Below are 24848 nucleotides of genomic sequence, written 5' to 3' on the forward strand. Positions count from 1 at the left end.
CCGTGGCGTGACGTCCGGGTGTCCGTCAGGTGAGGTCCCGGTCACCGTTGTGGTGCCGCCGCCGCATCCCCGGTGCTACGATCCCGCAAGTTTCCGCTCACTAGGCGAAAACCCGAGCGGCCCGGGAGGGCGAGAATGGTGACGACGCTTTCGGCACCCGAGGAGACCGGGGTGGACCCCGGCTGGGCCGACGAGGTGCGCACGCTGGCGCGCGAGCGCGACGCGGTCCTGCTGGCGCACAACTACCAGCTGCCGGCGATCCAGGACGTCGCCGACCACGTCGGGGACTCCCTGGCCCTGTCCCGGATCGCCGCCGAGGCGGACGCGTCGACGATCGTGTTCTGCGGCGTGCACTTCATGGCCGAGACCGCGAAGATCCTCAGCCCGGACAAGACCGTGCTGATCCCGGACGCGCGGGCGGGCTGCTCGCTGGCCGACTCCATCACCGCCGAGCAGCTGCGGGTGTGGAAGGCCGAGCACCCGGGCGCCGTCGTCGTCTCCTACGTCAACACCACCGCCGCGGTGAAGGCCGAGACCGACGTCTGCTGCACCTCGTCGAACGCGGTCGAGGTCGTCGCCTCGATCCCGCGCGACACCGAGGTGCTGTTCCTGCCCGACCAGTTCCTCGGCGCCCACGTCCGCCGGGTCCTCGAGCGGGAGAACATGCACGTCTGGGCCGGCGAGTGCCACGTGCACGCTGGCATCAACGGCCGCCAGCTCACCGACCAGGCGCGGGCCCACCCGGACGCGGACCTGTTCGTGCACCCCGAGTGCGGCTGCGCGACCTCGGCGCTCTACCTGGCCGGCACCGGCGCCGTCCCCTCGGACCAGGTCAAGATCCTCTCGACCGGCGGGATGATCGACGCCGCCCGGGCGACCGGCGCGAAGGAGGTGCTGGTCGCGACCGAGGTCGGGATGCTGCACCAGCTCCGCCGGGCAGCCCCCGAGATCGAGTTCCGGGCCGTGAACGAGCGGGCGTCCTGCCCCTACATGAAGATGATCACCCCGGAGGCGCTGCTGCGGTCGGTCCGGTTCGGGACCGACGAGGTCCACGTGGATCCCGACCTCGCCGAGCGCGGGCGCGCCGCGGTGCAGCGGATGATCGAGATCGGCAACCCGGGGAGCGGCGAGTGAGCTCCGGCTGGGAGGCCGGCGCCGACCTGGTCGTCGTCGGCTCCGGGGTGGCCGGGCTGACCGCCGCGCTGGACGCCGCCGAGGCCGGGCTGCGGACCGTCGTCGTCACCAAGGACGACGTCGTCGAGGGCGCCACCCGCTGGGCCCAGGGCGGGGTCGCGGTGGTGCTCGGGGACGTCCCCGGCGACACCCTCGACGCGCACGTCGCCGACACCCTCGCCGCCGGCGGCGGGCTGAACGACCTGCCCGCGGTCGACGCGATCGTCCGCGGCGGGCCGGGCGCGGTGCGGCGGCTCCGCGAACGGGGCGCGCTGTTCGACGTGCGCGGGACCCGCCTGGACCGGACCCGCGAGGGCGGCCACTCGGCGTACCGGGTGGTGCACGCCGGGGGGGACGCGACCGGCGCCGAGATCGAACGCACCCTGGTCGCCGCGGCCCGGTCGGCGCAGCTCACCGTGCTCGACGGGCACGTCGCCGTGGACGCGCTGCGTGACGTCACCGGCCGCGTCACCGGGCTGGCGGTGCTGTCCGCGGACGGCGAACCCGGGGCGCTGCGGGCCCCCGCCGTGCTGCTCGCCACCGGCGGGTACGGCCTGCTCTACGCCTCCACCACCAACCCCGCGACGGCCACCGGCGACGGGATCGCGCTCGCCCTGCGGGCCGGGGCGACGGCGTCCGACCTGGAGTTCGTGCAGTTCCACCCGACCGTCCTGCACACCGGGCCGGCCGCCGGGCAGCGGCCGCTGGTGACCGAGGCGGTCCGCGGGGAGGGCGCGGTCCTGCGCGACCGGAACGGGACCGCGTTCATGGCCGGGGTGCACCCGCGGGCCGACCTCGCCCCGCGCGACGTCGTCGCCGCCGCGATCACCCGGCGCCTGGCCGAGACCGGCAGCGACCACGTCCACCTCGACGCGACCGGGATCGACGGGTTCGCGGCACGGTTCCCGACCGTGTACGCGTCCTGCCGCGCGGCCGGGATCGACCCGGCCACCGACCCGATCCCGGTGACCCCGGCGGCCCACTACGCGTGCGGCGGGGTCGTCGCCGACGTCGACGGCCGGACCGGTGTCCCCGGGCTGTACGCGGCCGGGGAGGTCGCCCGGACCGGCCTGCACGGGGCGAACCGGCTGGCGTCGAACTCGCTGCTGGAAGGCCTCGTGGTGGGGGAGCGGGTGGTCCGGGCGGTGCTGGCCGACCGCGCGCTGGCCGCGGTGTCGGCGCCGGCCGAGCCGGCTCCGGCGCTGCCGATCGCCGACCGCGCCGTGGTGCAGCGGGCGATGACCACCTGTGCCGGCATCGGCCGGGACGCCACCGGCCTGGCCGCCGCCTCGGACGCGATCGAGTCGGCCACCGTGACCGCGGTGCCGACCGGCCGGGCCGGGGTGGAGGACGCCGCGCTGACCCTGCTCGCCCAGGCGGTGCTGGCCGCGGCCGGGACCCGGCGGGAGACCCGGGGCTGCCACGTGCGGACCGACTTCCCGGAGCGCGACGACGTCCACCAGCGGGCGTCGCTGCCGGTGCGGCTCGACGCGGCCGGGCGGCCCGTGGTCGTCGCCGACGCCCTGGTGGGGGCGGCATGAGCGGCGCTGTCGCCGCCGGCGTCGGCGGGCGCTCCGGGATCGGGATCCCGGACGCCGACGACCTGGCCCGGGTGGTCCGCACGGCCCTCGACGAGGACCTGCGCTACGGGCCGGACGCGACGACCGCCGCGACCGTGCCCGCGGACGCGGTGGCGGTCGGGTCGTTCACCCCGCGGGCGGACGGGGTGCTGGCCGGGCTGCCGGCGGCGCTCGCCGTCCTCGACGCGGTGCTCGGCCGCTCCGGGGCCGGCGCGCCCGGTGCGGGTGCGCCCGGGTCCGGTGCGCCCGGGGCCGGTGCGCCCGGCGGGTACGAGGTGCTCCTGGCCCGCGCGGACGGCGACCTGCTGGTTGCCGGCGAGCCCGCCCTGGTCGTCCGCGCCCCGGTCCGCGGCCTGCTGACCGCCGAACGCACCGCGCTCAACCTGCTCTGCCACCTGTCCGGGATCGCGACCGCCACCCGGGCCTGGGTGGACGCCGTCGCCGGCACCGGCGCCCGGATCCGCGACACCCGCAAGACGATGCCGGGGCTGCGGCTGCTGGAGAAGTACGCCGTCCGCTGCGGCGGCGGGACGAACCACCGGCTCGGGCTCGGCGACGCGGTGCTGATCAAGGACAACCACGTCGCCGCGGCGGGGTCGGTGGCGGCGGCGCTCGCCGCGGCCCGCACCGCAGCGCCGGACCTGCCGTGCGAGGTGGAGGTCGACGGGCTCGACCAGCTCGACGAGGTGCTCGACCTGTCCGCCGAGCTGGTCCTGCTCGACAACTTCACCCCGGACGACACGGCCGCGGCCGTCCGGCGGCGGGACGCCGTGGCCGCGGCGACCGGGCACCGCACGCTGCTCGAGTCCTCCGGCGGGCTACGGCTCGCGAACGCCCGGGAGTACGCCGCCACCGGGGTCGACTTCCTCGCCGTCGGCGGGCTGACCCACTCGGTCACCGCCCTGGACCTGGGGCTCGACCTGAGCTGACCGTGGTCGGTGGCGCCCGCTCCGCCAGCAGCTCGCCCTGCACCGGGGCCGGGTAGCGGACGGTGAACCGGACATCGCCGAGCAGCTCCCGGATCCGCGCGGCCGCGGCGTCGACCCCGGCGCGGGCCGCGCCGCCGACGTCGTCGAACAGGCGGGTGACGATCTCCCCGTCGCGGCGCTGCACCCAGCTGCCCGCGATCCGGCCGTCCACCCAGATCGCCGGGCCGCCGTTGCCGTTCCGGTCGAACAGCAGCGCCCGGTGCTCCGGGGCGAGGTACCAGTCGCGGGCCTTCCAGCCCATCGTCGTCGGGTCCAGGCCGGGCAGCAGCGCCACCGACGGGCCGGGATCAGGGACCGGGTCCAGGTCGTCGGGCAGCAGGAACCCGGTACCGCCGCCGTCGAGGGACACTTCGACCGCGCCCGCGTCGGCCAGCGCGGTGCGGGCGGTCGCGACGGTCCAGCCGGCCCACCACTTGAGGTCGTCGCGGGTCACCGGGCCGAACGACCGCAGGTAGGCGCGGGCCAGCCCGGCGGCGGCGACCCGGGCGGAGCCGTCCGCGGCGCCCGTGCCACCTGCGCCCCCTGCACCGCCGACCCCCGCGCCGCCGCTCGCGGCGTCGCCACCCACCGTGCCACCCCCTGCGGGACCCGGCACCGGCCCGATCCCGCCGGGCACCCACGCCTCGGCCGCCGCCCACCGGTACTGGCCGTTGATCCACGTCCCGGTCGGGCGGGCCCGCAGCACCCGCCCCTCGAAACCCAGGAGCAGCAGCACCCGCGTGTGCCCGGCCTGGAGGGTGCCCTGGATCGGGACGCCCAGGGCCGCGAGGTCCGGCAGCGCGGCACCGATCTCGCGCGCGGGGGCCGGCCCCCGCTCGGCGAGCACGTCCAGGACCCGGCCGGCCGCCTCCGCGTACCAGGCCTCCGGGTCGGTGACCCCCGCCTCGCGCAGCTGGGCCATCAGGTTGCGCCGCTGCACGGCCGCGACACCGGCGGTCGCGGCGTGGTGCGCCAGTGCCGCGTGCCGGCGGCCGAACACCCACAGCGTGCGCCGCATCGCGTGGTGCCGCAGCAGCGTGCGGTCGGTGTACAGCGCGGCGTCCACGGGTTCCAGGGCCGGTGTCACCATCCGGGCCGCGGCCGAGAGGTACACGGTCACCGGGTCCGTGGAGTGCAGGGCGACGAGGTCGTCGGCGATCGCGACGACGTCGTCGGTGCGGGTGTGCGGGGCGAGCCGGTGCCGGGTCACCAGCCGGGCCCGGCGTTCGGCATCGCTCACGTGGTGGGTCACGGGCGGAGCCTGCCACGGGGCCCCGACAACCGGCCGCCGATCCCGGGCTGTCGACATCGGGCCGCGGACGCCGGCTGCCGGGCGGCGGACATCGCATCTGGACGCCCGGGCCCGCGGCCGGCCGCGTGGTGCCAGACTTCCGCTGTGTTCACCGTCACCCGGCGGCCGCCGGTCCGCCCGGGCCGGCACCGGGCCCCCGTCCCGCGGGCGTCCCGGCTTGCGGCCGCGCTGTTCCCGGCGGGTGCGGCGGTGCTCGCGGCGGGGGTGTTCCTGCTGGCCCGCGACGCGCTGGTGGACGACGCCTACATCACGCTCACCTACGTGCGGAACCTCGCGTTCCACGGGCACTGGGGCGTGAACCTCGACGGGATCGCGCACACCGCGACCTCGCCGCTGAACGTGCTGCTGCACGCGGCGGTGACCGTGGTCGTGCGGGACGCGGTCGTCGCCGCCGGGATCGTGCTCGCCGGCCTCGCCGCGACGATCACCTGGTGGTCGCAGCGGACCGCGGAGCACCTCGGGTGGCCGCGCTGGACGGCGGCGACGCCGGCGCTGCTGCTGCTGGTCGACCCGCTGCTGCTGTCGACGGTCGGGCTGGAGACCTACCTGGCGGTGACGCTGACGGTCGGGCTCGCGCACGCCGCCGTGACCGGGCGGGCGGTGCTCGCCGGCGTGCTGTGCGGGCTGCTGCCCCTGACCCGCCCGGACCTGGTGGTCGTCGCGGCCGTCGCCGCGCTCGGCGTCCCGGTGCTGCGCAGGCGGTTCGGGACGCTGCTCGGTGCCGCGGCCGCCGTGTCGCTGCCCTGGTACGCGTTCTCCTGGGTCGCGCTCGGCTCGGTCGTGCCGGACACGGTGCTGTGGAAGGTCGGCGACAGCTGGGGCCGGGACCACGTCACGTTCGCGGACGGCCTGTGGCTCTATCACGACCGCTTCCCGACGGCGACGCTGCTGAGCGTGATCCCGCCCGCCGCCGGGGTCGTCGGCGGCCTGTGCTGGCTGCTGGGCCGCCGGCGCGGGGCCACCGCCCCGGTCGTGCTGGGGCTGGGTGCGGCCGCGCACGCGGGCGCGTTCGTCGTGATCGGCACCGCGCCGTACCACTGGTACTACGGGCCCGCGGCCGGCGCGCTGACCGTGCTGGCCGCCTGGTCGATCGGGGCGGTCGGCGGGCGGGTCACCCGGCCCGTGCTGGGGACGACGGCGGCGGCGCTGGCCGTCGTGTCCGGCGTGGTCGCCGTGCAGCACGGCACCCCCTGGACCGTCGCGCCGATCTCCACCAACCGGGCCACCGCCGCCGAGTACGCCGCGATCGCCGCGGGGCTGCACGGCAAGGTGATCAGCCCCGGCGAGCTGGGCACCCTGGTCTACTTCTGCGCGAACCGGTGCGCGATCGACGACCCGCTCGCCGAGCGGGCCCCGATGCTGGACCGGATCGCCCAGCGCCGGGCCGGGGCGGGCCCGGTGACGCGCGCGCTGCTGGACCTCAACTACCTGTTCCTCGAGCCCGCGCCCCACCACCGCGGCACGACCCGGCTGGTGTCGCGGCCCGGCCACCACCGTGACGGTGTGAACGTCGGCACCGCGTGGTCCGGCCCGGAGAACCTGCTCCTGGTCCCGGCGGGCCGAGTACCGGCGGGCTGAGTTCTCGTCGGAGCACCGCCGTACCCTGGGGACCATGCTCCGCCGTCTCGACCTGCGCCCCGAAGCGCTGAACGGGGAACCCCTGCCGCGCCCGGCCACGCTGCGCGGGATGATGCCGCGCGCCGAGCTGGACATCGACGCCGCACTCGACGCCGTGCGCCCCCTCGTGGAGGACGTGCGGGTCCGTGGCGCGGCCGCCGCGCTCGACGCCACCGAGCGGTTCGACCGGGTCCGCCCGGAGACCGTGCGGGTGCCGGCGACCGCGCTGGCCGAGGCGCTGCGCGAGCTCGACCCGGCCGTGCGGGCCGCGCTGGAGACCGCGATCGAGCGGGCCCGGGCGGTGCACGCCGACCAGCGGCGGGCCGACGTCGTCACCCGGGTCGTGCCGGGCGGCACGGTCACCGAGCGGTTCGTCCCGGTGCGCCGGGTCGGGCTCTACGCCCCCGGCGGGCTCGCCGTCTACCCGTCGAGCGTGGTCATGAACGTGGTCCCCGCCCAGGCCGCGGGCGTGGAGTCGCTGGTCGTGGCCTCACCCGCGCAGGCCGAGTTCGGCGGGCGGCCGCACCCGACGATCCTGGCCGCGGCGGCGCTGCTCGGCGTCGACGAGGTGTGGGCGGTCGGCGGTGCCCAGTGCGTGGCGCTGCTCGCCCACGGCGGCACCGACACCGACGGCACCGAGCTGGAGCCGGTCGACATGGTCACCGGCCCGGGCAACGTCTACGTCACCGCGGCCAAGCGGATGCTGCGCGGGACCATCGGGATCGACGCCGAGGCCGGCACCACCGAGATCGCGATCCTGGCCGACGACACCGCCGATCCCGCGCACGTCGCCGCCGACCTCATCTCGCAGGCCGAGCACGACCCGAACGCGGCGTCGGTGCTGGTCACGACGTCGGACGCGCTCGTGGAGCGGGTCGAGGCCGAGCTGGAGACCCGGGTGGGCGCGACCAAGCACACCGAGCGGGTGCGCACCGCGCTGACCGGGCCGCAGTCCGGGGTGATCCTGGTCGGCTCGCTCGACGACGGCATCGCCGTCGTCGACGCCTACGCCGCCGAGCACCTGGAGATCCAGACCGCGGACGCGGCCGCCGACGCCGCCCGGGTCCACAACGCCGGGGCGATCTTCGTCGGGGCGTACGCGCCGGTGTCGCTGGGGGACTACTGCGCCGGGTCGAACCACGTGCTGCCGACCGGAGGCTGCGCACGGCACTCGGGCGGGCTGTCGACGGCGACGTTCCTGCGCGGGATCCACGTCGTCGACTACTCGGAGCAGGCGCTGCGCGAGGTGGCCGACCAGGTCGTGACGCTCGCGCACGCCGAGGACCTGCCCGCGCACGGCGAGGCCGTCACCGCCCGGTTCGGTGCGGGGAGCAGCGCATGACCCCCGGCGACGGCGTCCGCCTCGACGACCTGCCGCTGCGCGCCGACCTGCGCGGGAAGAGCCCGTACGGCGCCCCGCAGCTCGACGTCGCGGTCCGGCTGAACACCAACGAGAACCCGTACCCGCCGCCGCCCGAGCTGGTCGCCGACGTCGCCGCGGCGGCCAAGGAGGCGGCCCGGGACCTGCACCGCTACCCGGACCGGGACGCCGTCGCGCTGCGCACCGACCTGGCCGCCTACCTGACCCGGCAGACCGGCGTCGAGCTGGGCGTGCGCAACCTGTGGGCGGCCAACGGCTCGAACGAGATCCTGCAGCAGCTGCTGCAGGCGTTCGGCGGCCCGGGGCGCACGGCGCTCGGCTTCGTGCCCAGCTACTCGATGCACCCGATCATCTCGGCCGGCACGCAGACCGAGTTCGTGCCCGTGCCGCGCCGCGCCGACTTCACCATCGACATCGACTCCGCCGTCGCGACCCTGCGCGACCGGTCCCCGGACATCACGTTCGTGACCAGCCCGAACAACCCGACCGGGCAGTCCGTCGCCCCGGAGGAGCTGGCCCGCTTGGTCGACGCCGCGCCCGGGATCGTGATCGTCGACGAGGCCTACGCCGAGTTCGCCGAGGCCACCGGCCGGCCCAGCGCGACGACCCTGCTCGACACCCACGGGCACAAGCTCGTGGTGTCCCGGACGATGAGCAAGGCGTTCGCGTTCGCCGGCGGCCGGCTCGGCTACCTGGCCGCCGCGCCCGCCGTCGTGGACGCGCTGCAACTGGTCCGGCTGCCGTACCACCTGTCGGTGCTGGCCCAGGCCGCGGCGCGGGCGGCGCTGCGGCACGCCGACGCCACCCTCGGCTCGGTCGCGCTGCTGGCCGCCGAGCGGGACCGGGTGTCCGCCGGGCTGGCCGCCGCCGGCTACGACGTCGTGCCCAGCGACGCCAACTTCGTGCTCTTCGGCCGGTTCGCCGACGCGGGCCGGGCCTGGAAGGGTTTCCTGGAGCGCGGCGTCCTGATCCGTGACGTCGGGCTGCCCGAGCGGCTGCGCGTCACGATCGGCACCCCCGAGGAGAACGACGCCTTCCTGCAGGTCGCAGGAGACCTCGCGACAAAGGAGACCATGTGACACGGGTGGGACGCGTCGAGCGCGTCACCAAGGAGACCCGGATCGTCGTCGAGATCGACCTCGACGGCACCGGGAAGACCGACATCGACACGCGCGTGCCGTTCTACGACCACATGCTCGACAGCTTCGGCAAGCACGGGTCGTTCGACCTGTCCGTGCACGCCGACGGGGACGTCGAGATCGACGCCCACCACACCGTCGAGGACGTCGCGATCGTGCTCGGCCAGGCGGTCCGGCAGGCGCTGGGCGACAAGACCGGCATCCGCCGCTTCGGCGACGCGTGGATCCCGATGGACGAGGCGCTCGCGCACGCGGTCGTCGACGTCTCCGGCCGGCCGTACACGGTGTGCTCCGGGGAGCCGGAGATGATGCGCGGCTTCGTCGTCGGCGGGCACTACCCGACGGTGCTGAACAAGCACGTGTTCGAGTCGCTGGCCTTCCACGGCCACCTCGCGCTGCACGTCCGGGTGCTCGACGGGCGCGACCCGCACCACATCACCGAGGCCCAGTTCAAGGCGGTCGGCCGGGCGCTGCGGGCCGCCACCGAGGACGACCCGCGGGTGTCCGGGGTGCCGTCGACGAAGGGCGCCCTCTAGGGCAGCAACGCGTCCAGCGTGATCGGCAGGTCGCGCACCCGGACGCCGGTCGCGTGCCACACCGCGTTCGCGACCGCGGCCGCCGTGCCGACGATGCCGATCTCGCCGACCCCCTTGGCGCCCATCGGGTTCACGTACGGGTCGTGCTCGTCGATCCAGTCCGCCCGCAGGTCGGCGACGTCGGCGTGGGCCGGCACGTGGTACTCGGCCAGGTCGTGGTTGACGACGTGCCCGGTGCGCGGGTCGAACACGCCGTGCTCGTGGAGCGCCATGCCCAGGCCCATGGTCATGCCGCCGGTCAGCTGCGAGCGGGCCAGCCGCGGGTTGATCACGCGGCCGACCGCGAACGTGCCGTACAGCCGGGGCACCCGGATCTCGCCGGTGTCGGCGTGCACCGCGACCTCGGCGAACTGCGCCCCGAACGCGGACATCGCGTACCGGTCCGCGGCGTCGTTCGCCGGCACCTCGGCCCGGGCGGTGTCGCCGTCGGCGGGTGCGTCGCCGTACTTGGCCCGGAACTCGCGGGCCGCGGCGACGACGGCCGACCCCCAGGTCGCCGTCCCGGTGGAGCCGCCGGCCACCGACGCCGTCGGGTACGCGGTGTCGCCGATCCGGACGTCGACCTCGTCCAGCGGAACGCCCAGCGCGTCCGCGGTGATCTGGGCGAGCGAGGTCCAGGTCCCGGTGCCGAGGTCGGCGGCCCCGATCCGGGCCACGTAGCGCCCGCCCTCCCGGGCGATCTCCACCTCCGAGGTCGGCATCCGCGCGGTCGGGTACATCGACGCGGCCACCCCGGTGCCGCGCCACCAGCCGCCGTGGAGCCGGGTCGCCGGCCGCGGGTCCCGCGCGGCCCAGCCGAACTCCTCGGCCCCCCGGTGCAGGCAGGCGATCACGTTCCGGGACGAGTACGGCAGCCCGGTCTGCGGGTCGGTCGTGGGCTCGTTGCGCTCGCGCAGCTCGATCGGGTCGATCCCGAGCTCGTGCGCCAGCTCGTCCATCGCGACCTCCGGCCCGAACATGCCCGGACACTCGCCCGGTGCCCGCATCCAGGACGGGATCGGCACGTCGAGTGCCGCCGTGCGGTGCGTGACGCGCCGGTTCGGGGCGGCGTACATGCTCCGCGCCGGGCCGCCGGACTGCTCGGCGAACTCCTTGATCCGCGAGGTCTGCTCGACGACGTCGACCGCGATCGCGTCCAGCCGGCCGGTGCGGTCCGCACCCAGCCGCACCCGCTGGATCGTCGGGGTGCGGTAGCCGGCCAGCGCGAACATCTGCTGGCGGGTGAGGGCCAGCCGGACGGGGCGCCCCGGCACGGCCCGCGCCGCCATCGCCGCGACGACCGGGTTCTGATGCGGGACACCCTTCGACCCGAACCCGCCCCCGACGTACGGGCACACCACCCGCACCTGCCCGGGATCCAGGCCCAGCACGGTGCTGACCGTGTCCCGCACGGTGTGCACGCCCTGCGTGGAGTCCCAGAGGGTCAGCGACCCGGCCCCGCCGTGGCCCGTGGGTTCCCACAGCGCCGTGGTGGCGTGCGGCTCCATCGGGTTGTTGTGCTCCCACGGCGTCGTGTAGGTCCGGTCGAGCGTGACGGCGGACGGGGCCGCGTCGACGTCGCCCTGGACGGTGTCCGCCGGGTCGGCCTGCTCGGGCGGGTAGAGGTCGTCCCGGTCGGCGGCGAACCGGGTGTCGGCCCGTTGCGCGTCGTAGCCGACGTCGACGAGATCGGCCGCGTAGCAGGCCTGCTCGAAGGTCTCGGCGACCACCGCGGCGACGACCTGGCCGCGGAAGTGCACGGCGTCGTCCTGCAGGATCGCGTACTCGGCGTCGGAGGTGTCGGCCAGCCGTTCGGCGTTCGCCGGGGTCAGCACCGTCAGCACGCCGTCGGCCGTCTCCGCGACGGCCGGGTCGACCCGGGTGGCCCGGCCCCGGGCGACGGAGGCCTGCACGATCCGGCACCAGACCGGGTTCTCGACCGGGGAGTCGTCGGCGTAGGGCGCCGTCCCGCGCACCTTCTGCGCGCCGTCGCGCCGTTCCGGGGCGGTGCCGACCGCCCGCGGGGTGAAGGTCTCGGTCATGGTCAGGCCTCCTCTCGGGCGAGGTCGCGCAGCGTGGCGGTCAGCGTCCGCGCCAGCAGCGGGATCTTGAAGGCGTTCCCGCCGTCGATTCCGTCCTGCGGGTGGGCGTCGGCGAGTTCGGCCTCGGCGGCCGCACGGAACGCGTCGTCGGACGGGGTGGCGCCGCGCAGCGCCTCCTCGGCGCGGTACGCCCGCCACGGCGCGTGCGCCACGCCGCCGAACGCGATCCGCGCGTCGGTGATGCTCCCGCCGGTCACTTCCAGCGCGGCGGCCACGGAGACCAGCGCGAACGCGAACGACGCCCGGTCGCGGACCTTGCGGTAGTCGGAGCGTGCGGCGATCGGCAGTTCCGGGAGCACGATCGCGGTGATCAGCTCACCGTGCCCGAGCTCGGTGTCGCGCTCCGGCGCGTCCCCGGGCAGGCGGTGCAGGCCGGTGAACGGGATAGTGCGCTCGCCGTCCGGGCCGAGCACCTGCACTCGGGCGTCGAGCGCGGCGAGCGCGACCGCCATGTCCGACGGGTGGGTGGCGATGCAGTGCTCCGAGGCGCCGAGGATCGCGTGCTGGCGGGTCGCGCCGCCGATCGCGGAGCAGCCGGTGCCGGGGCTGCGCTTGTTGCACGGCGTCGTGACGTCCTGGAAGTAGACGCACCGGGTGCGCTGCAGCGGGTTCCCGCCGACGGTGGCCATGTTGCGCAGCTGGGCCGACGCGCCGGAGAGCAGCGCCCTCGCCAGCACCGGGTACCGCGCGCGGACCCGCTCGTCGGCGGCCAGGTCGGCGTTGGTGACGCCCGCGCCGATCCACAGGCCGCCGCCGTCGTCGCGGATCTCGGTCGACACGAGCCCGGTGACGTCGACCAGCAGGCCGGGTTCGGCGACGCCGAGGCGCAGGTGGTCGACCAGGTTGGTGCCCCCGCCGAGGAACGCGGCGTCCGGCCGGCCGGCGACGGTGGCCACGGCGGTCGCCGGATCCTGCGGGGCGCGGTAGTCGAACGGTCTCATCACGCCCCCTCCCGCTCGTGGGCGACCCGGGCCACGGCGGCTCGGATGCCGGGGTAGGCGCCGCAGCGGCACAGGTTGCCGCTCATCCGTTCCGCGATCTCGGCGTCGTCGAGCTCCGGGGTACCGGTCAGGTCCCCGGTGACGGCGCTGGGCCGGCCGCGGTCGAGCTCGTCGAGCATGCCGACCGCCGAGCACACCTGCCCGGGCGTGCAGAAGCCGCACTGGAAGCCGTCCTCGGCGACGAAGGCCCGGTGCACCGGGTGCTCCCCGGCCGATGCGTCAGGCAGGCCGGCGAGCCCGTCGGCGGTGACGACGTCCGCGCCGTCCCGGGTCACGGCCAGGGTCAGGCAGGACAGCACGCGCGTGCCGTCGACCAGGACGGTGCACGCCCCGCACTGGCCGTGGTCGCACCCCTTCTTCGGGCTGGTGTTGCCCAGGCGCTGCCGGAGGGCGTCGAGCAGCGAGGTCCGGGGATCGACGAGGACCCGCCGGGTGGTCCCGTCGACCCGCAGCGTCAGTTCGTGGTCCATGCCCGGCCGCTTTCCCGGACCGGCCGCGCTCAACCCTCCCTCCGGGCAGCGGACGATCCCATGATCGACCGTTGAGGAGTGCGGCGTTCGCGAGCCGGGCGCTGCGCTCCACAACGGTCGATCATCACCGGTGCGTGGCCCGGGCGGCCGTCGTCACCGGCCGCGCGTGCGGTGTCTACGCTGGCGGGGTGGCACGCATCGTCGTCCTCGACTACGGCTCGGGAAACCTCCGCTCCGCCGAGCGGGCGCTGGAACGCGTCGGGGCGGACGTCACGGTCACGTCCGACTTCGACGCCGCGGTGGGCGCGGACGGCCTGGTCGTCCCGGGGGTCGGCGCGTTCGCGGCGTGCATGAAGGGCCTGCACGCCGTCCGCGGGCCGCAGATCATCGGTCGCCGGCTGGCCGGCGGGCGTCCGGTCCTCGGCATCTGCGTCGGCATGCAGGTGATGTTCGAGCGCGGTGTCGAGTTCGGGGAGGACACCCCGGGCTGCGGCGAGTGGCCGGGCACGGTCGAGCGGATCCACGCCGACGTCCTGCCGCACATGGGCTGGAACACCGTGCGGATCCCCGAGGGCAGCACCCTGTTCGCCGGGCTCGACGACGACACCCGCTTCTACTTCGTGCACTCGTTCGGCGTGCGCCGCTGGGAGCTCGAGGAGTCGCACGCGATCGCGCCGCCGCGGGTGACCTGGACCCACCACGGTGAGGACGTCGTCGCGGCCGTCGAGAACGGCCCGCTGGCGGCGACCCAGTTCCACCCGGAGAAGTCCGGCGACGCGGGCGCGGCGGTCCTGGAGAACTGGCTGAAGTCCCTGTCCTGACCGGGTTGCACCCTCGCATTCAGCTCCGGTCTCGCGGATCGGTGGCTACGCTCGACGGGTGCCGATCGGTGGGGGAGCCGTGCCCCGGCCCCGCGCCGTCGTCCCGAGGGGGCTGGCCCTGGCGGTGCTCGCCGCGATGCTGGTGGCCGGGTGCGGCGGTCCGCCCCCCGGGCCGCCCGACCCGTTCCCACCACGGCCGGAGGTACTGGACATCGAGCGGCTGGAGCCGTGCGGATTGTTGAGTCCCCAGGCCCGAGCCGTGTTCCAGGTCGACGAGGGTCGTTCGGGCACAGCGCAACTCCGGGGTGTGACGACTCGTGCCTGCGGCTGGGGCAGCCTCGACACGCCGTTCGACTACAGCGTGCAGCTGATTCCCCAGGACGCAGCGCAGGCCGTGGGCGCTGCGGGTACAGTCCTCGGTTCTGTGGAGGGGTACGGAACGGTCCGGCACACGGATCGCGAGGAGACCTTTCCCCTCTGCGAGATCCTCGTCGACGTCAACGAGGGCCAGCTGCTTCGGATTCAGGTGCAGACGGTCGAGCGCCGCCGTGACAACGGAGCGGCATATCCGATCGAGCAAGTCTGTGGGCAGGCCGAGCTGGCCGCAGCCGACGCCGTCCGGTCGGCACGTGCTGCCACATCGTGAGGGTGCCGGATTCGCAGTCGTGATCGTGTCGACGCGATGGCGGCCGCGATCACGGGGCGAGCCCTACTTTGAGCTGATGACGATACCTGCGAACGTTCCTCGTGGAACCGCCTCGGACGGCCTGATGACTCAAGTCGGTCCGGAGAACGTGCTGGCGGTGCACGCCCTGCTTCGAGCACAGGCGGAGTCGATGGCCGCCGCCCTACGCGCGGCGAACTGGCTGCAGGCCATTCCGCGGTGTGGCGACGACGTGGTGTCCGTCGACGCGCAGGCACTGTTCCAGCAGAAGATCAACGCGATTCTCGATGTCCATCACGCGCACGTAGACGAGATTCGCGAAGCCGCGGACCGGCTCCGCGAAGCAGCACTGCAGTACCGCTATACCGAGTCTGACATCATCGGTGCCCTTGCCCCTGCCCGCGAACAGCTCGGCCTCCCCGGAGCCTGACGGCGACCCCGGAGTGCCGCCGGACGGGCGGTGCGGAGGCCCTGGCTACCCTGGCCCGGTGAGTTTCACGTTGCTGCCCGCGGTGGACGTCGTCGACGGCCAGGCCGTCCGGCTGGTGCAGGGCGAGGCCGGCACCGAGACCGGCTACGGCTCGCCCCTGGAGGCGGCGCTGACCTGGCAGCGCGACGGCGCGGAGTGGGTCCATCTGGTCGACCTGGACGCGGCGTTCGGGCGAGGCTCGAACGCCGAGCTGCTGGCCGAGGTCGTCGGGAAGCTGGACCTGTCGGTGGAGCTGTCCGGCGGCATCCGCGACGACGAGTCGCTCGAGCGCGCGCTGTCGACCGGCGCCGCCCGCCTCAACCTCGGCACCGCCGCGCTGGAGCAGCCGGAGTGGTGCGCGAAGGTGCTCGCCGAGCACGGTGACCGGATCGCGATCGGCCTGGACGTCAAGGTGATCGACGGCCGGCGCCGGGTCGCGAGCCGGGGCTGGACCACCGACGGCGGCGACCTCTGGGAGACCCTGGCGCGCCTGGACCGCGACGGCGCCGCCCGCTACGTCGTCACCGACGTCTCCAAGGACGGCACCCTGCAGGGCCCGAACGTCGAGCTCCTCACCGAGGTCGCGAACGCCACGAACGCCCCGGTCGTCGCGTCCGGCGGCATCTCCGAGGTCGCCGACCTGGTGCGGCTGGCCGAGGTGGCGGCCAGCGGGGTCAACATCGAGGGTTCGATCATCGGCAAGGCGCTCTACGCCGGCCGGTTCACGCTGCGCGAGGCCCTCGCGGCCGTGCGGGAGGTGGGGTGAGCATGGGTGTCGCGGTCCGCGTGATCCCCTGCCTGGACGTCGACGCCGGGCGCGTCGTCAAGGGCGTCAACTTCAAGGAGCTCCGGGACGCCGGCGACCCGGTCGAGATGGCCCGCGTCTACGACGCCGAGGGCGCCGACGAGCTCACCTTCCTCGACGTCACGGCGTCGTCCTCGGAACGCGGCACGATGATCGACGTCGTGCGGCGCACCGCCGAGCAGGTGTTCATCCCGCTGACCGTCGGCGGCGGGATCCGGACCCCGGACGACGTCGACCGGATGCTCCGGGCCGGCGCCGACAAGGTCAGCGTCAACACGGCCGCGATCGCCCGGCCGGAGCTGCTGCACGAGATGTCGCGCCGGTTCGGCTCGCAGTGCATCGTGCTGTCGGTCGACGCCCGGCGGGTGCCCGAGGGCGGTGCCGATGCGCGCTCCGCCTGCGCTCCGCGCTCCAAGCCCCAGCCGTCCGGCTACGAGGTGACCACGCACGGCGGCCGCCGCTCCGCCGGGGTGGACGCCGTCGAGTGGGCCGCCCGCGGCCAGGAGCTCGGCGTGGGGGAGATCCTGCTGAACTCGATGGACGCCGACGGCACCCGCGCCGGCTTCGACCTGGAGATGATCGAGGCGGTCCGGAAGGTCGTGGACGTGCCGGTGATCGCGTCCGGTGGGGCGGGCTCCGTGGAGCACTTCACGCCGGCCGTGCGGGCCGGGGCCGACGCCGTGCTGGCCGCGAGCGTCTTCCACTTCGGCACGCTGCGGATCGGCGAGGTCAAGGACGCGATGCGTGCCGGCGGGGTGGAGGTCCGATGAGCAGCGCCGACGTCCGTGGTGAGGCGCCGGACGGGGCGCGGGTGCCGGCCGGCGGGTCCGCGCTCGACCCGGCGATCGCGGCGCGGCTCAAGCGCGACGCCGACGGCCTGGTCTGCGCGGTCGTCCAGTCGCGCGCCGGTGAGGTGCTGATGGTCGGCTGGATGGACGACGAGGCGCTGCACCGCACGCTGACCACCGGCCGGGGGACCTACTGGTCCCGTTCCCGCCGCGAGTACTGGGTCAAGGGCGGCACCTCCGGCCACGTCCAGCACGTGCACGAGGTGCGGCTGGACTGCGACGGGGACGCCGTGCTCGTCGTCGTCGACCAGGAGGGACCGGCCTGCCACACCGGTACCCGGACCTGCTTCGACTCCGACGTCCTGCTGGCCGCCGACGACCGGTAGCCACACCCGCGGTCACGGCCAGGGGTCCGGGGCGCGCAACCCGGTCCACCAGGCCGAACGGGATCCCCGCCACGGCCCGGCCCCGGGCCGGGACGCGGGACCGACCGGGGCCGCCTGCACGATCATGAGCGGGCAGGGGCTGCGCGGCAGCAGGGCGCGGGCGACCGCACCGGGCGCCGTGCCACGCAGCCCGCGGTCCCCGGCGCCGACGACCAGGAGGGCGGCCCCGCGGGACCGGGCCTGCAGCATCGGCGCGGGCTCGCCGCGGGCGAGCACGGCGTGCACCGGCACGTCCGGGAACTCGGCGCAGCGGTGGCCGAGCGCGTTCTCGAGGGTCCAGCGGGCGTGCTCCTCGGCCAGGACGGCGGTGCCGCTGACCCCCTCGAGGTCGGCAGCACGGTCGGGCGTCCAGGCGTGCACGGTCATCAGCGGGACGCCGCGCTGCCGGGCGGCCGCGAACGCGTACCGGATCGCACCGTCGTCCGGGGTGGGACCGATCCCCACCACGACCCGGGGGACCGACCGCTCCGGGGCGTGGGCGTCGGCCGGTGGCCGGACGACGACGACCGGACCGGGGGCGCGCGCGGTGACCTGCGCGGACAGTGAGCGGTGGAGCACCCGGCGCAGCCCGGTCCGGGAGCGGCGGCCGAGCACGAGCAGGTGCGCGCCGCGTGCCTCGTCGAGCACGCCCCGGACCCGACCGGCGTGCCGGGCCCGGGTCGTGATCGGGATGTCGGAGGCGACCGCGCGGGCCCGCTCGGCCGCCTCCCGCAGGATCGCGGCGGCCGCAGCCCGCGCGGTGTCCGGGTCGGCGGCCGGGAGACCGGTGCCGCACGGGTCGGCGGGGGGCGGCGGACGGAAGGCGTGGACGATCCGCAGGGGCCGGCCGGTGGTCGCCGCCTCGGCGCTCGCCCACTCGACCGCGTGCAGGGCCGCGGCCGCCCCGTCGACCGCGACGACGACGGGTGCCCGCCCGCGGCTCACGCCCGCCGCCCCGGTCGCCGGGGCACGGGAGCGCGGAGCGCCGGATGTGCACGGTCGCTGGGCATGGCAGGAACCTCCGTCGGAACCCGACCCTGACAATTCGTATCGTAACACGATATGTCGTGCCACGACATGCCGCCGGGGCAGGGGTCGACGAGGAGGTCAGCCCGTGACGTGGGCCTCGGCCCGCGACCGCTCCACCAGGTGCGGGTAGTGCAGGTCGAACGCCGGGCGCTCGGAGCGGATCCGGGGCAGCTCGGTGAAGTTGTGCCGCGGCGGCGGGCAGGAGGTCGCCCACTCCAGCGAGTTGCCGAAGCCCCACGGGTCGTCGGCGCTGCAGACCCGGCCGAACCGGTAGCTCTTGAACACGTTGTAGACGAACGGCAGCGTCGACGCGCCGAGCACGAACGCGCCGACCGAGGAGATCGTGTTGAGCGTCGTGAACCCGTCGGTGGCCAGGTAGTCGGCGTAGCGGCGCGGGTAGCCCTCGTTGCCCAGCCAGTGCTGCACCAGGAACGTCAGGTGGAACCCGACGAAGGTGAGCCAGAAGTGGACCTTGCCGAGGGTCTCGTCGAGGAACCGGCCGGTCATCTTCGGGAACCAGAAGTAGATCCCGCCGTAGGTCGCGAACACGATCGTGCCGAACAGCACGTAGTGGAAGTGCGCGACCACGAAGTAGGTGTCCGACACGTGGAAGTCCGCCGGCGGCATCGCGAGCAGGATCCCGGTGAGCCCGCCGAACAGGAACGTCGCCATGAACCCGACCGCGAACAGCATCGGCGTCTCGAACGTGAGCTTGCCCCGCCACAGCGTGCCGATCCAGTTGACGAACTTGATGCCGGTCGGGATGGCGATCAGGAACGTCATGAGCGAGAAGAACGCCAGCAGGACCGCGCCGGTCGCGAACATGTGGTGGGCCCACACCGCCACCGACAGCGCCGCGATCGCCAGCGTCGCGAACACCAGGCTCTTGTAGCCGAAGATCGGTTTGCGGGAGAACACGGGAAGGATCTCGGTGACGATGCCGAAGAACGGCAGCGCCACGATGTAGACCTCGGGATGGCCGAAGTACCAGAACAGGTGCTGCCAGAGGATCGTGCCGCCGTTCACCGGGTTGAACACGTTCGCCCCGAGGTGCCGGTCGGCGGCCAGCCCCATCAGCGCGGCCGTGAGGATCGGGAACGCGATCAGGATCATGATCGCGGTGACGAAGATGTTCCAGGTGAAGATCGGCATCCGGAACATCGTCATGCCGGGCGCGCGCAGGCAGACGATCGTCGTGACGAAGTTGACCGCGCCGAGGATCGTCCCGACACCCGCCACGGCCAGGCCCATGATCCACAGGTCGCCGCCGACGCCGGGCGAGCGGACCGCGTCGGAGAGCGGGGTGTAGGCGAACCAGCCGAAGTCGGCGGCGCCGCCGGGGGTCACGAACCCGGCCATGACGGTGAGCCCGCCGAACAGGAACAGCCAGTACGAGAACGCGTTCAGCCGGGGGAACGCGACGTCCGGGGCGCCGATCTGCAGCGGCACGATGTAGTTGGCGAACCCGAACAGGATCGGGGTCGCGTAGAGCAGCAGCATGATCGTGCCGTGCATGGTGAACAGCTGGTTGTACTGCTCGCTGGACAGGAACTGCAGCTCCGGCCGGGCCAGCTCGGCCCGGATCAGCAGCGCCATCGCACCGCCGGCCATGAAGAACGCGAAGGACGTGACCAGGTAGAGGATCGCGATGTCCTTCGGGTCCGTGGTGCCCAGCATCCGGAGGAACCGGGATCCCTTGGCCCCGCGGCGCGCCTGCGGGTGGGGGATGATCGGAACCGGTTTGAGCGTGGTCATCGCAGGACCCTCCGGGCGCGTCCGAGCCGAACACGTGGCCGGTGGCGACCCGCAGCCGGCGGGCCGGCGGTCACTGCGGCCGATGGTCCCGCAGGCGGTGGGCGGGCACAAGTCGTGCCGGCGGCTCCGGCGGCGCGCTGGTCGCCCACCGCAGCCCGGCGGTGATCGCCAACCCGCCGGCCCGGACGACGGTGGCCTCGGCGACCGGCAGCCACGGCAGCCGCAGCGGCGCCCGCGCCCAGCGCGGCAGCAACCCGACCGACGCGGCCGCCAGCACGCCGTACGGCACCCGAGCGGCCAGCGGCAGCGGCGGCTCCCACAGCAGGAACCGGGCCGCGTCCCGGGCCTCCGGGGTGCCGCACAGCTCCGGCCGGTAGCCCTCGAGCTGCGCGGCGAGCCCGGCGACCGTCTCCGGCGGGTCCGGCACGCCGAGCGCGCGGGCGACGCGTGCGGTGTCGGCGACGTAGCGGTCGCGGCCGGCCGCGTCGAGCGGCTCGTGGCCGTAACGGTCGTGCGCGGCGAGGAAGCTGTCGATCTCGGCGACGTGGACCCAGCGCAGCAGGTGCGGGTCGGACGCCGCGTAGGGACGGCCGTCCGGTGCCGTCCCGCGGACCGAGGCGTGCACCCGCCGGACCCGCTCGATCACCCGCTGCGCCTCGGCGGCCGGACCGAACGTCGTCGCGGCCAGGAAGTACGACGTGCGCTGCAGCCGTCCCCACGGGTCCCCGCGGAAACCGGAGTGCCCGGCCACCCCGGCCATGGCGAGCGGGTGCAGCGACTGCAGCAGCAGCGCCCGCAGCCCGCCGACGAACATCGACGCGTCGCCGTGCACCCGGCGGATCGGGGCGTCGTCGGCGAACCACCGCGGCCCGGCCGCGTGCACCCGGGACCGGCGGCGGCCCGGCCCCTCGCCCGCACCGGCGACCCGGGCGAACACGGCCGCGCCGGCCCGCGACCGCAGGGTCGCGAGCCGGGCGGTGACGGGGCCCGGGAGCAGGGCGGTGAGGTCGCTCACGGCTCCAGTCTCCGGAAACGCCCGGGATTCCGCACCGTGCCGGGCCGCCGGTCGCCCCGATGGCCCCGGCGGCCCCGGGCGGCCGGTCGACCCGGACCCGCCGGTCACGCCCGGGCCGTGGCCGGGCCGGGCGCCGGGGCGTCCGCGGTGCGGCCGGGCGCGGAACCCGACACCGCGAGCAGTCCCGCCACCGCCAGCGCGAACCCCGCCAGCAGGCCGCACACGTGCCCGAGCCCGGCCGCGGGGGACGAGCCCCCCATCGACAGCTCGGTTGCCCCCATGGTGACCGCGACGGCGTACAGCCCGGTCGCGAACGCCACCGCGCTGCCGGTCCACGCGGCCGTCACGACGACCCCGCCCGACCGGCCGCGGGCCAGCAGCAGCACCCCGGTCACGCCGGCCAGCACCAGTGCCGCGGGCACCACGGCCGCGACCAGGGCGACCGGGTCACCGGTCAGCCCGGTGTGGAGCAGCTGCAGTCCCGCGGCGAGTACCCCGGTCACCGCGCCGCCCCCGGCGGTCGCCCGCAGCAGCGGCCGCACCGGCTCCGGCGCCGCGCCGGGCGCCGCCAGCCGGGCGCCCCACCGCTCCCGGGCGTACAGCGCGAACGACAGCAGCAGGCACAGGCCCTGCACGGTGAACCCGCCGTAGACCATCGGCCGCACCCAGCCGGCCAGACCGGGGTCGCCGGCGTCGGGCAGCGCGAGCGTCAGCGGCAGCGACACCAGCGCGATCGGGACGAGCAACCCGGTCGCGACCCAGGCGGGCAGCAGCACCGGCAGCGCGGGTGCCCGGAGCGCCGCCCGGCTGCCCAGCGCGGCCGCCAGCGCGATCACGCACACGTCGAGCAGCAAGGTGATCGCGTTCATCGCCGGCATCCCGGCACCCGCCACGGCGCGCAGGTCGGTGATCCCGACGGGGTTCCCGGTGAGCCAGGCGAGCTTCATCGTGACGTAGGGGAGGGTGGCGAGCGCGGCGACCGCGCCGAGCGCGCGGCGGGCCGTGAGCGTGCCGCGGACGTCCTGTGTGGTCATGCCCTGAGTGGTCATGGCGGTCACGCTGCCGGGCCCGGGGCCGCCGCGGCCTCCCGCCGGCGAGGGGACCGCCTCCCTCGCAGGAGGGAACGCCGGCCGGGCCGGTTCTGCGACGATCGTGGTCGTGACGGGGTGGCTGCGACGGGCGCTGTCGGCGCGGACCTACCGCCGCGTGCTGCACGTGCTGCTGGGGGCCGTGGTCGTGCTGCCCTACCTGGCCGCCGGCTGGGTGCTGGCGCTCACCGCCGCCGCGGGCGCCGGGACCGGCGCCATGATCGTCCTGACCGTGCCGGTCGTGCTGATCGGGGCCGGGGTCACGGTGCTGCCCGGGGTGCGGGAGCTGCTGGGGGCGGCCGCCCGGACACTGCTCGACGCCGACCTCCCGGACGAGCCCGCCAGCGTCCGGGTGCCGCTCGCGGCCCGGCTCCGGGCCGCGGGCTGGTTGCTGCTGTGCGCCGCGCTGGGGGCGGCCGCCGCGGTCGTGGTGCTGTTCGTGGTGCCGATCGCGATCGCGATGGTGCTCGCCCCGTGGCAGCCGTACCCGCCGCTGCCCACCGGGGCCTCGGCCTGGTGGGCCCCGCCGCTGGGCCTGCTGCTGGTGCCGGCCCTGCTCGTGGCGCTCGCCGGCGCCGGGACGGTGCAGGGGCGGCTGGCACCGTGGTTCCTCGGCCCTGACGCCGAGCAGCGGCGGGCCGCCGGGCTGGCCGCGGAGCTGGCCGACGCCCGGCGCCGCGCCGACCGGCAGGCCGAGCGGGCCCGGCTGGCCCGCGAGCTGCACGACTCGGTCGGGCACGCGCTGACCGTCACCACCCTGCAGGCCGGCGCGGCCGCCGAGCTGCTCGGGACCGACCCGGCGTTCGCCCGCCGCGCACTGGAGACGATCGCCGAGACCGGTCGCGCGGCCCTCGACGACCTCGACCACGTCCTGGGCGTGCTCCGCGAGGACGACGACACCCGCAGCCCGGAGCCGGTCCGCGACCTCGAGTCGCTGGACGCCCTGGTCGCCGGGGCACGCGCCGCGGGCCTCGAGCTGCGGGCCGAGTGGGACCCGGCGGCCGGCGTGCCCGCGGCGGTGTCCCGGGAGGCCTACCGGCTCGTGCAGGAGGGCCTGACCAACGCACTCAAGCACGCCGGGCCCGGCCCGGCCGAGCTGTGCCTGCGCCGCACCGCGGACGGCCTGGAGCTGCGGATCGTCAACGCGGCCGGTGCGGCGGTACGGCGGCGCGGGCGCGGCCTGGCCGGGTCCGGCGAGCGGGTCGCGCTGCTCGGCGGCACCCTCCGGGCGGGCCCGGACGGCGACCGCTGGGTCCTGCACGCCACGCTCCCGGCCGGGAACCCGCCCGGATCACCCGCCACGGCGCGGCGCGACGACGACCGCGGGCCGGCGCGGTAGGACGGATACCGGGCGGTGTCGGGGGGAGGACGATGACGACCGGGGTGCTGCTGGTCGACGACGAGGAGCTGGTCCGCGCGGGCCTGCGGGCGGTGCTCGACGCCGATCCCGGCCTCACCGTGCTGGGCGAGGCCGCCGACGGCGCCGAGGTCCCGGGGCTGGTCGCCCGGCTCCGCCCGGACGTCGTGCTGATGGACGTCCGGATGCCGGCCGTCGACGGCATCACCGCGACCCGCGAGGTGCTCCGCCGCCCGGACCCGCCCCGGCTGCTGGTGCTGACCACGTTCGGCCACGACCGGTACGTCTACGACGCGCTCCGCGCCGGGGCCACCGGTTTCCTGCTCAAGCGGACCCCGCCCCGGGAGATCGTCCGCGCCGTGCACACCGTCGCCGCGGGGGAGTCGCTGCTGTTCCCGGCCGCCGTCCGCGAGCTCGTCGCCGGGTTCGCCCCGGGCGGCGGGGACCGGCTGGCCGCCGCCGGGCTCACCGCGCGGGAGGGCGAGGTGCTGCGGCTGATGGCCCGCGGCCTGTCCAACGCCGAGATCGCCGCCGAGCTGTACCTGGGCGTCGAGACCGTGAAGACGCACGTCGCCGGGGTACTCGCGAAGACCGGGTCCCGGGACCGGACCCAGGCCGTCGTCGCCGCCTACGAGTCCGGGTTCGTCGACCCCAGGTTCCCGGTCAGGTAGCGCTGCAGGGTCGGGGCCACAGTGGCCACGACCTCCTCCCGGGGTGCCGAGGCCAGCGGTTCCATCCGCACGACGTAGCGCATCATCGCCAGCCCGATCAGCTGCGAGGCGACCAGCGCGCCCCGCTCGGCGGGGCGGTCCGGGGCCACGCGGCCGACCACCGGCTGGATCATCACCCGGGTCAGGAACTCGCGCAGCATCCGGGCCGCCACCTCGTGCGCGGTGACGCTGCGCAGCATGGCCGCCATCGCGCCGCCCGAGGCGGCGCCGTCCCACACCATGAGGAAGCGGGTGACGATCCGCTCGGCGATCCGGTCCGGGTCCCCGCTCAGCACGGCGGCCCGGACGGCCGTGGGGTCGACGGGGATCTCGAGGGTGGCGACGAACAGCTTCTCCTTACCGCCGAACCAGTGGTTCACCATCGCCGGGTCGACCCCGGCGCGCTCGGCGATCCGGCGCACGGTTGCGCCGTCGTAGCCGCGCTCGGCGAACTCCGCGCGGGCGGCGTCGAGCAGGCCGGCGCGGGTGTCGGAGCCGCCCGACCGGCGCCCCCGACGCCGGCGGGGAGCCTCGGGTCCGACCGGTTGCGCGCTCATGTGTCGGCCGGGGCGCGCACGCCGTCGGTGTTCATGCGCCGGCCCTG

Annotated in this window: 24 protein-coding genes; 15 read left to right on the top strand and 9 right to left on the bottom strand. The window is 75.5% G+C overall.

All coding sequences use genetic code 11. The features are described 5' to 3' along the window. Window positions 1-135: 135 nt before the first annotated feature. From nadA to nadC, 3 genes are read left to right on the top strand one after another with little or no spacing between them, the layout of a single operon-like run. Window positions 136-1134 carry a quinolinate synthase NadA gene (gene nadA, locus H7X46_RS09840; protein ID WP_186359112.1) on the top strand — a complete coding sequence of 333 codons (999 nt, stop codon included), beginning with the start codon at window positions 136-138 and terminating at the stop codon, window positions 1132-1134. Further along, complete coding sequence (locus tag H7X46_RS09845) at window positions 1131-2714, top strand: L-aspartate oxidase (RefSeq protein WP_186359113.1); 1584 nt, start codon at window positions 1131-1133, stop codon at window positions 2712-2714. Before nadA ends, H7X46_RS09845 begins: the two co-directional genes overlap by 4 nt. Continuing rightward, window positions 2711-3682, top strand: a complete 972-nt coding sequence (gene nadC, locus H7X46_RS09850) for a carboxylating nicotinate-nucleotide diphosphorylase (protein ID WP_186359114.1) — start codon at window positions 2711-2713, stop codon at window positions 3680-3682. The genes H7X46_RS09845 and nadC overlap by 4 nt, the downstream gene beginning before the upstream one ends. Here nadC and H7X46_RS09855 read toward each other — a convergent pair. After that, window positions 3648-4973, bottom strand: coding sequence for a winged helix DNA-binding domain-containing protein (locus tag H7X46_RS09855; protein WP_186359115.1), 1326 nt, complete (start codon window positions 4971-4973; stop codon window positions 3648-3650). The genes nadC and H7X46_RS09855 overlap by 35 nt on opposite strands. Before the next feature lie 144 nt (window positions 4974-5117). Between H7X46_RS09855 and H7X46_RS09860 the strand changes: the two genes are divergently transcribed. From H7X46_RS09860 to hisB, 4 genes are read left to right on the top strand one after another with little or no spacing between them, the layout of a single operon-like run. Beyond that, complete coding sequence (locus H7X46_RS09860; protein ID WP_186359116.1) at window positions 5118-6611, top strand: hypothetical protein; 1494 nt, start codon at window positions 5118-5120, stop codon at window positions 6609-6611. A gap of 34 nt (window positions 6612-6645) precedes the next feature. After that, entirely contained in the window at window positions 6646-7992 is a 1347-nt protein-coding gene (hisD, locus tag H7X46_RS09865; protein WP_186359117.1) for a histidinol dehydrogenase, read from the top strand. Beyond that, the gene (locus H7X46_RS09870; RefSeq protein ID WP_186359118.1) at window positions 7989-9110 is read left to right on the top strand and encodes a histidinol-phosphate transaminase; all 1122 of its coding nucleotides are present in this window, start codon (window positions 7989-7991) and stop codon (window positions 9108-9110) included. The genes hisD and H7X46_RS09870 overlap by 4 nt, the downstream gene beginning before the upstream one ends. Beyond that, complete coding sequence (gene hisB, locus H7X46_RS09875) at window positions 9107-9706, top strand: imidazoleglycerol-phosphate dehydratase HisB (RefSeq protein WP_186359119.1); 600 nt, start codon at window positions 9107-9109, stop codon at window positions 9704-9706. The genes H7X46_RS09870 and hisB overlap by 4 nt, the downstream gene beginning before the upstream one ends. On the opposite strand, the gene H7X46_RS09880 is transcribed toward hisB, so the two are convergent. The 3 genes from H7X46_RS09880 to H7X46_RS09890 are packed head-to-tail and all read right to left on the bottom strand — an operon-like array spanning window position 9703 to window position 13318. After that, entirely contained in the window at window positions 9703-11787 is a 2085-nt protein-coding gene (locus tag H7X46_RS09880; RefSeq protein WP_186359120.1) for a xanthine dehydrogenase family protein molybdopterin-binding subunit, read from the bottom strand. The genes hisB and H7X46_RS09880 overlap by 4 nt on opposite strands. Before the next feature lie 2 nt (window positions 11788-11789). Next, complete coding sequence (locus H7X46_RS09885) at window positions 11790-12788, bottom strand: xanthine dehydrogenase family protein subunit M (protein WP_186359121.1); 999 nt, start codon at window positions 12786-12788, stop codon at window positions 11790-11792. Continuing rightward, window positions 12788-13318 (bottom strand): (2Fe-2S)-binding protein, encoded by a 531-nt coding sequence (locus tag H7X46_RS09890; protein WP_186359122.1) that lies wholly within the window; start codon window positions 13316-13318, stop codon window positions 12788-12790. Before H7X46_RS09890 ends, H7X46_RS09885 begins: the two co-directional genes overlap by 1 nt. Window positions 13319-13506: 188 nt before the next feature. On the opposite strand from H7X46_RS09890, the gene hisH reads away from it, so the two are divergent. From hisH to hisI, 6 genes are all read left to right on the top strand, one after another. Beyond that, window positions 13507-14139 (top strand): imidazole glycerol phosphate synthase subunit HisH, encoded by a 633-nt coding sequence (hisH, locus tag H7X46_RS09895; protein WP_186359123.1) that lies wholly within the window; start codon window positions 13507-13509, stop codon window positions 14137-14139. A gap of 58 nt (window positions 14140-14197) precedes the next feature. After that, on the top strand, window positions 14198-14785 hold the full coding sequence (locus H7X46_RS09900) for a DUF3558 family protein (RefSeq protein WP_370588684.1): 588 nt from the start codon (window positions 14198-14200) through the stop codon (window positions 14783-14785). Window positions 14786-14861: 76 nt separating this feature from the next. Then, a complete protein-coding gene (locus H7X46_RS09905) occupies window positions 14862-15233 on the top strand; it encodes a PE domain-containing protein (protein WP_255426109.1) in 372 nt (123 codons plus the stop codon). A 58-nt stretch (window positions 15234-15291) separates the two neighbouring features. Then, entirely contained in the window at window positions 15292-16038 is a 747-nt protein-coding gene (gene priA, locus H7X46_RS09910; RefSeq protein ID WP_186359124.1) for a bifunctional 1-(5-phosphoribosyl)-5-((5-phosphoribosylamino)methylideneamino)imidazole-4-carboxamide isomerase/phosphoribosylanthranilate isomerase PriA, read from the top strand. Window positions 16039-16040: 2 nt separating this feature from the next. Further along, entirely contained in the window at window positions 16041-16847 is an 807-nt protein-coding gene (gene hisF, locus H7X46_RS09915) for an imidazole glycerol phosphate synthase subunit HisF (protein WP_186359125.1), read from the top strand. Then, window positions 16844-17251, top strand: coding sequence for a phosphoribosyl-AMP cyclohydrolase (hisI, locus tag H7X46_RS09920; protein ID WP_186359126.1), 408 nt, complete (start codon window positions 16844-16846; stop codon window positions 17249-17251). Before hisF ends, hisI begins: the two co-directional genes overlap by 4 nt. Window positions 17252-17263: 12 nt before the next feature. Here the strand turns inward: hisI and H7X46_RS09925 are convergent, their stop codons facing one another. The 4 genes from H7X46_RS09925 to H7X46_RS09940 all read right to left on the bottom strand — a co-directional run bounded on the left by H7X46_RS09925 (window position 17264) and on the right by H7X46_RS09940 (window position 22138). Further along, on the bottom strand, window positions 17264-18235 hold the full coding sequence (locus H7X46_RS09925) for a universal stress protein (protein WP_186359127.1): 972 nt from the start codon (window positions 18233-18235) through the stop codon (window positions 17264-17266). A gap of 162 nt (window positions 18236-18397) precedes the next feature. Continuing rightward, complete coding sequence (gene ctaD, locus H7X46_RS09930; protein WP_186359128.1) at window positions 18398-20074, bottom strand: cytochrome c oxidase subunit I; 1677 nt, start codon at window positions 20072-20074, stop codon at window positions 18398-18400. Window positions 20075-20144: 70 nt separating this feature from the next. Continuing rightward, a complete protein-coding gene (locus H7X46_RS09935; RefSeq protein ID WP_186359129.1) occupies window positions 20145-21089 on the bottom strand; it encodes an oxygenase MpaB family protein in 945 nt (314 codons plus the stop codon). A gap of 104 nt (window positions 21090-21193) precedes the next feature. Beyond that, complete coding sequence (locus tag H7X46_RS09940) at window positions 21194-22138, bottom strand: hypothetical protein (protein WP_186359130.1); 945 nt, start codon at window positions 22136-22138, stop codon at window positions 21194-21196. A 109-nt stretch (window positions 22139-22247) separates the two neighbouring features. On the opposite strand from H7X46_RS09940, the gene H7X46_RS09945 reads away from it, so the two are divergent. Next, entirely contained in the window at window positions 22248-23516 is a 1269-nt protein-coding gene (locus H7X46_RS09945; protein ID WP_222131257.1) for a histidine kinase, read from the top strand. A gap of 32 nt (window positions 23517-23548) precedes the next feature. Then, the gene (locus tag H7X46_RS09950) at window positions 23549-24205 is read left to right on the top strand and encodes a response regulator transcription factor (protein ID WP_186359132.1); all 657 of its coding nucleotides are present in this window, start codon (window positions 23549-23551) and stop codon (window positions 24203-24205) included. Here H7X46_RS09950 and H7X46_RS09955 read toward each other — a convergent pair. Then, window positions 24163-24801 (bottom strand): TetR family transcriptional regulator, encoded by a 639-nt coding sequence (locus H7X46_RS09955; RefSeq protein ID WP_186359133.1) that lies wholly within the window; start codon window positions 24799-24801, stop codon window positions 24163-24165. The genes H7X46_RS09950 and H7X46_RS09955 overlap by 43 nt on opposite strands. Between the last annotated feature and the right edge of the window lie 47 nt (window positions 24802-24848).

It is taken from the genome of Pseudonocardia sp. C8 (genome assembly GCF_014267175.1).
GTDB lineage: Bacteria > Actinomycetota > Actinomycetes > Mycobacteriales > Pseudonocardiaceae > Pseudonocardia.

Coding starts and splice junctions, on each gene's coding strand:
- H7X46_RS09870 (WP_186359118.1), top strand. CDS start 7,989: ATGACCCCCGGCGACGGCGTCCGCCTCGACGACCTGCCGCTGCGCGCC.
- H7X46_RS09955 (WP_186359133.1), bottom strand. CDS start 24,801: ATGAGCGCGCAACCGGTCGGACCCGAGGCTCCCCGCCGGCGTCGGGGG.
- H7X46_RS09880 (WP_186359120.1), bottom strand. CDS start 11,787: ATGACCGAGACCTTCACCCCGCGGGCGGTCGGCACCGCCCCGGAACGG.
- nadA (WP_186359112.1), top strand. CDS start 136: ATGGTGACGACGCTTTCGGCACCCGAGGAGACCGGGGTGGACCCCGGC.
- nadC (WP_186359114.1), top strand. CDS start 2,711: ATGAGCGGCGCTGTCGCCGCCGGCGTCGGCGGGCGCTCCGGGATCGGG.
- hisD (WP_186359117.1), top strand. CDS start 6,646: ATGCTCCGCCGTCTCGACCTGCGCCCCGAAGCGCTGAACGGGGAACCC.
- H7X46_RS09885 (WP_186359121.1), bottom strand. CDS start 12,788: ATGAGACCGTTCGACTACCGCGCCCCGCAGGATCCGGCGACCGCCGTG.
- hisF (WP_186359125.1), top strand. CDS start 16,041: ATGGGTGTCGCGGTCCGCGTGATCCCCTGCCTGGACGTCGACGCCGGG.
- H7X46_RS09950 (WP_186359132.1), top strand. CDS start 23,549: ATGACGACCGGGGTGCTGCTGGTCGACGACGAGGAGCTGGTCCGCGCG.
- H7X46_RS09940 (WP_186359130.1), bottom strand. CDS start 22,138: ATGACCACTCAGGGCATGACCACACAGGACGTCCGCGGCACGCTCACG.
- H7X46_RS09905 (WP_255426109.1), top strand. CDS start 14,862: ATGACGATACCTGCGAACGTTCCTCGTGGAACCGCCTCGGACGGCCTG.
- H7X46_RS09890 (WP_186359122.1), bottom strand. CDS start 13,318: ATGGACCACGAACTGACGCTGCGGGTCGACGGGACCACCCGGCGGGTC.
- ctaD (WP_186359128.1), bottom strand. CDS start 20,074: ATGACCACGCTCAAACCGGTTCCGATCATCCCCCACCCGCAGGCGCGC.
- hisI (WP_186359126.1), top strand. CDS start 16,844: ATGAGCAGCGCCGACGTCCGTGGTGAGGCGCCGGACGGGGCGCGGGTG.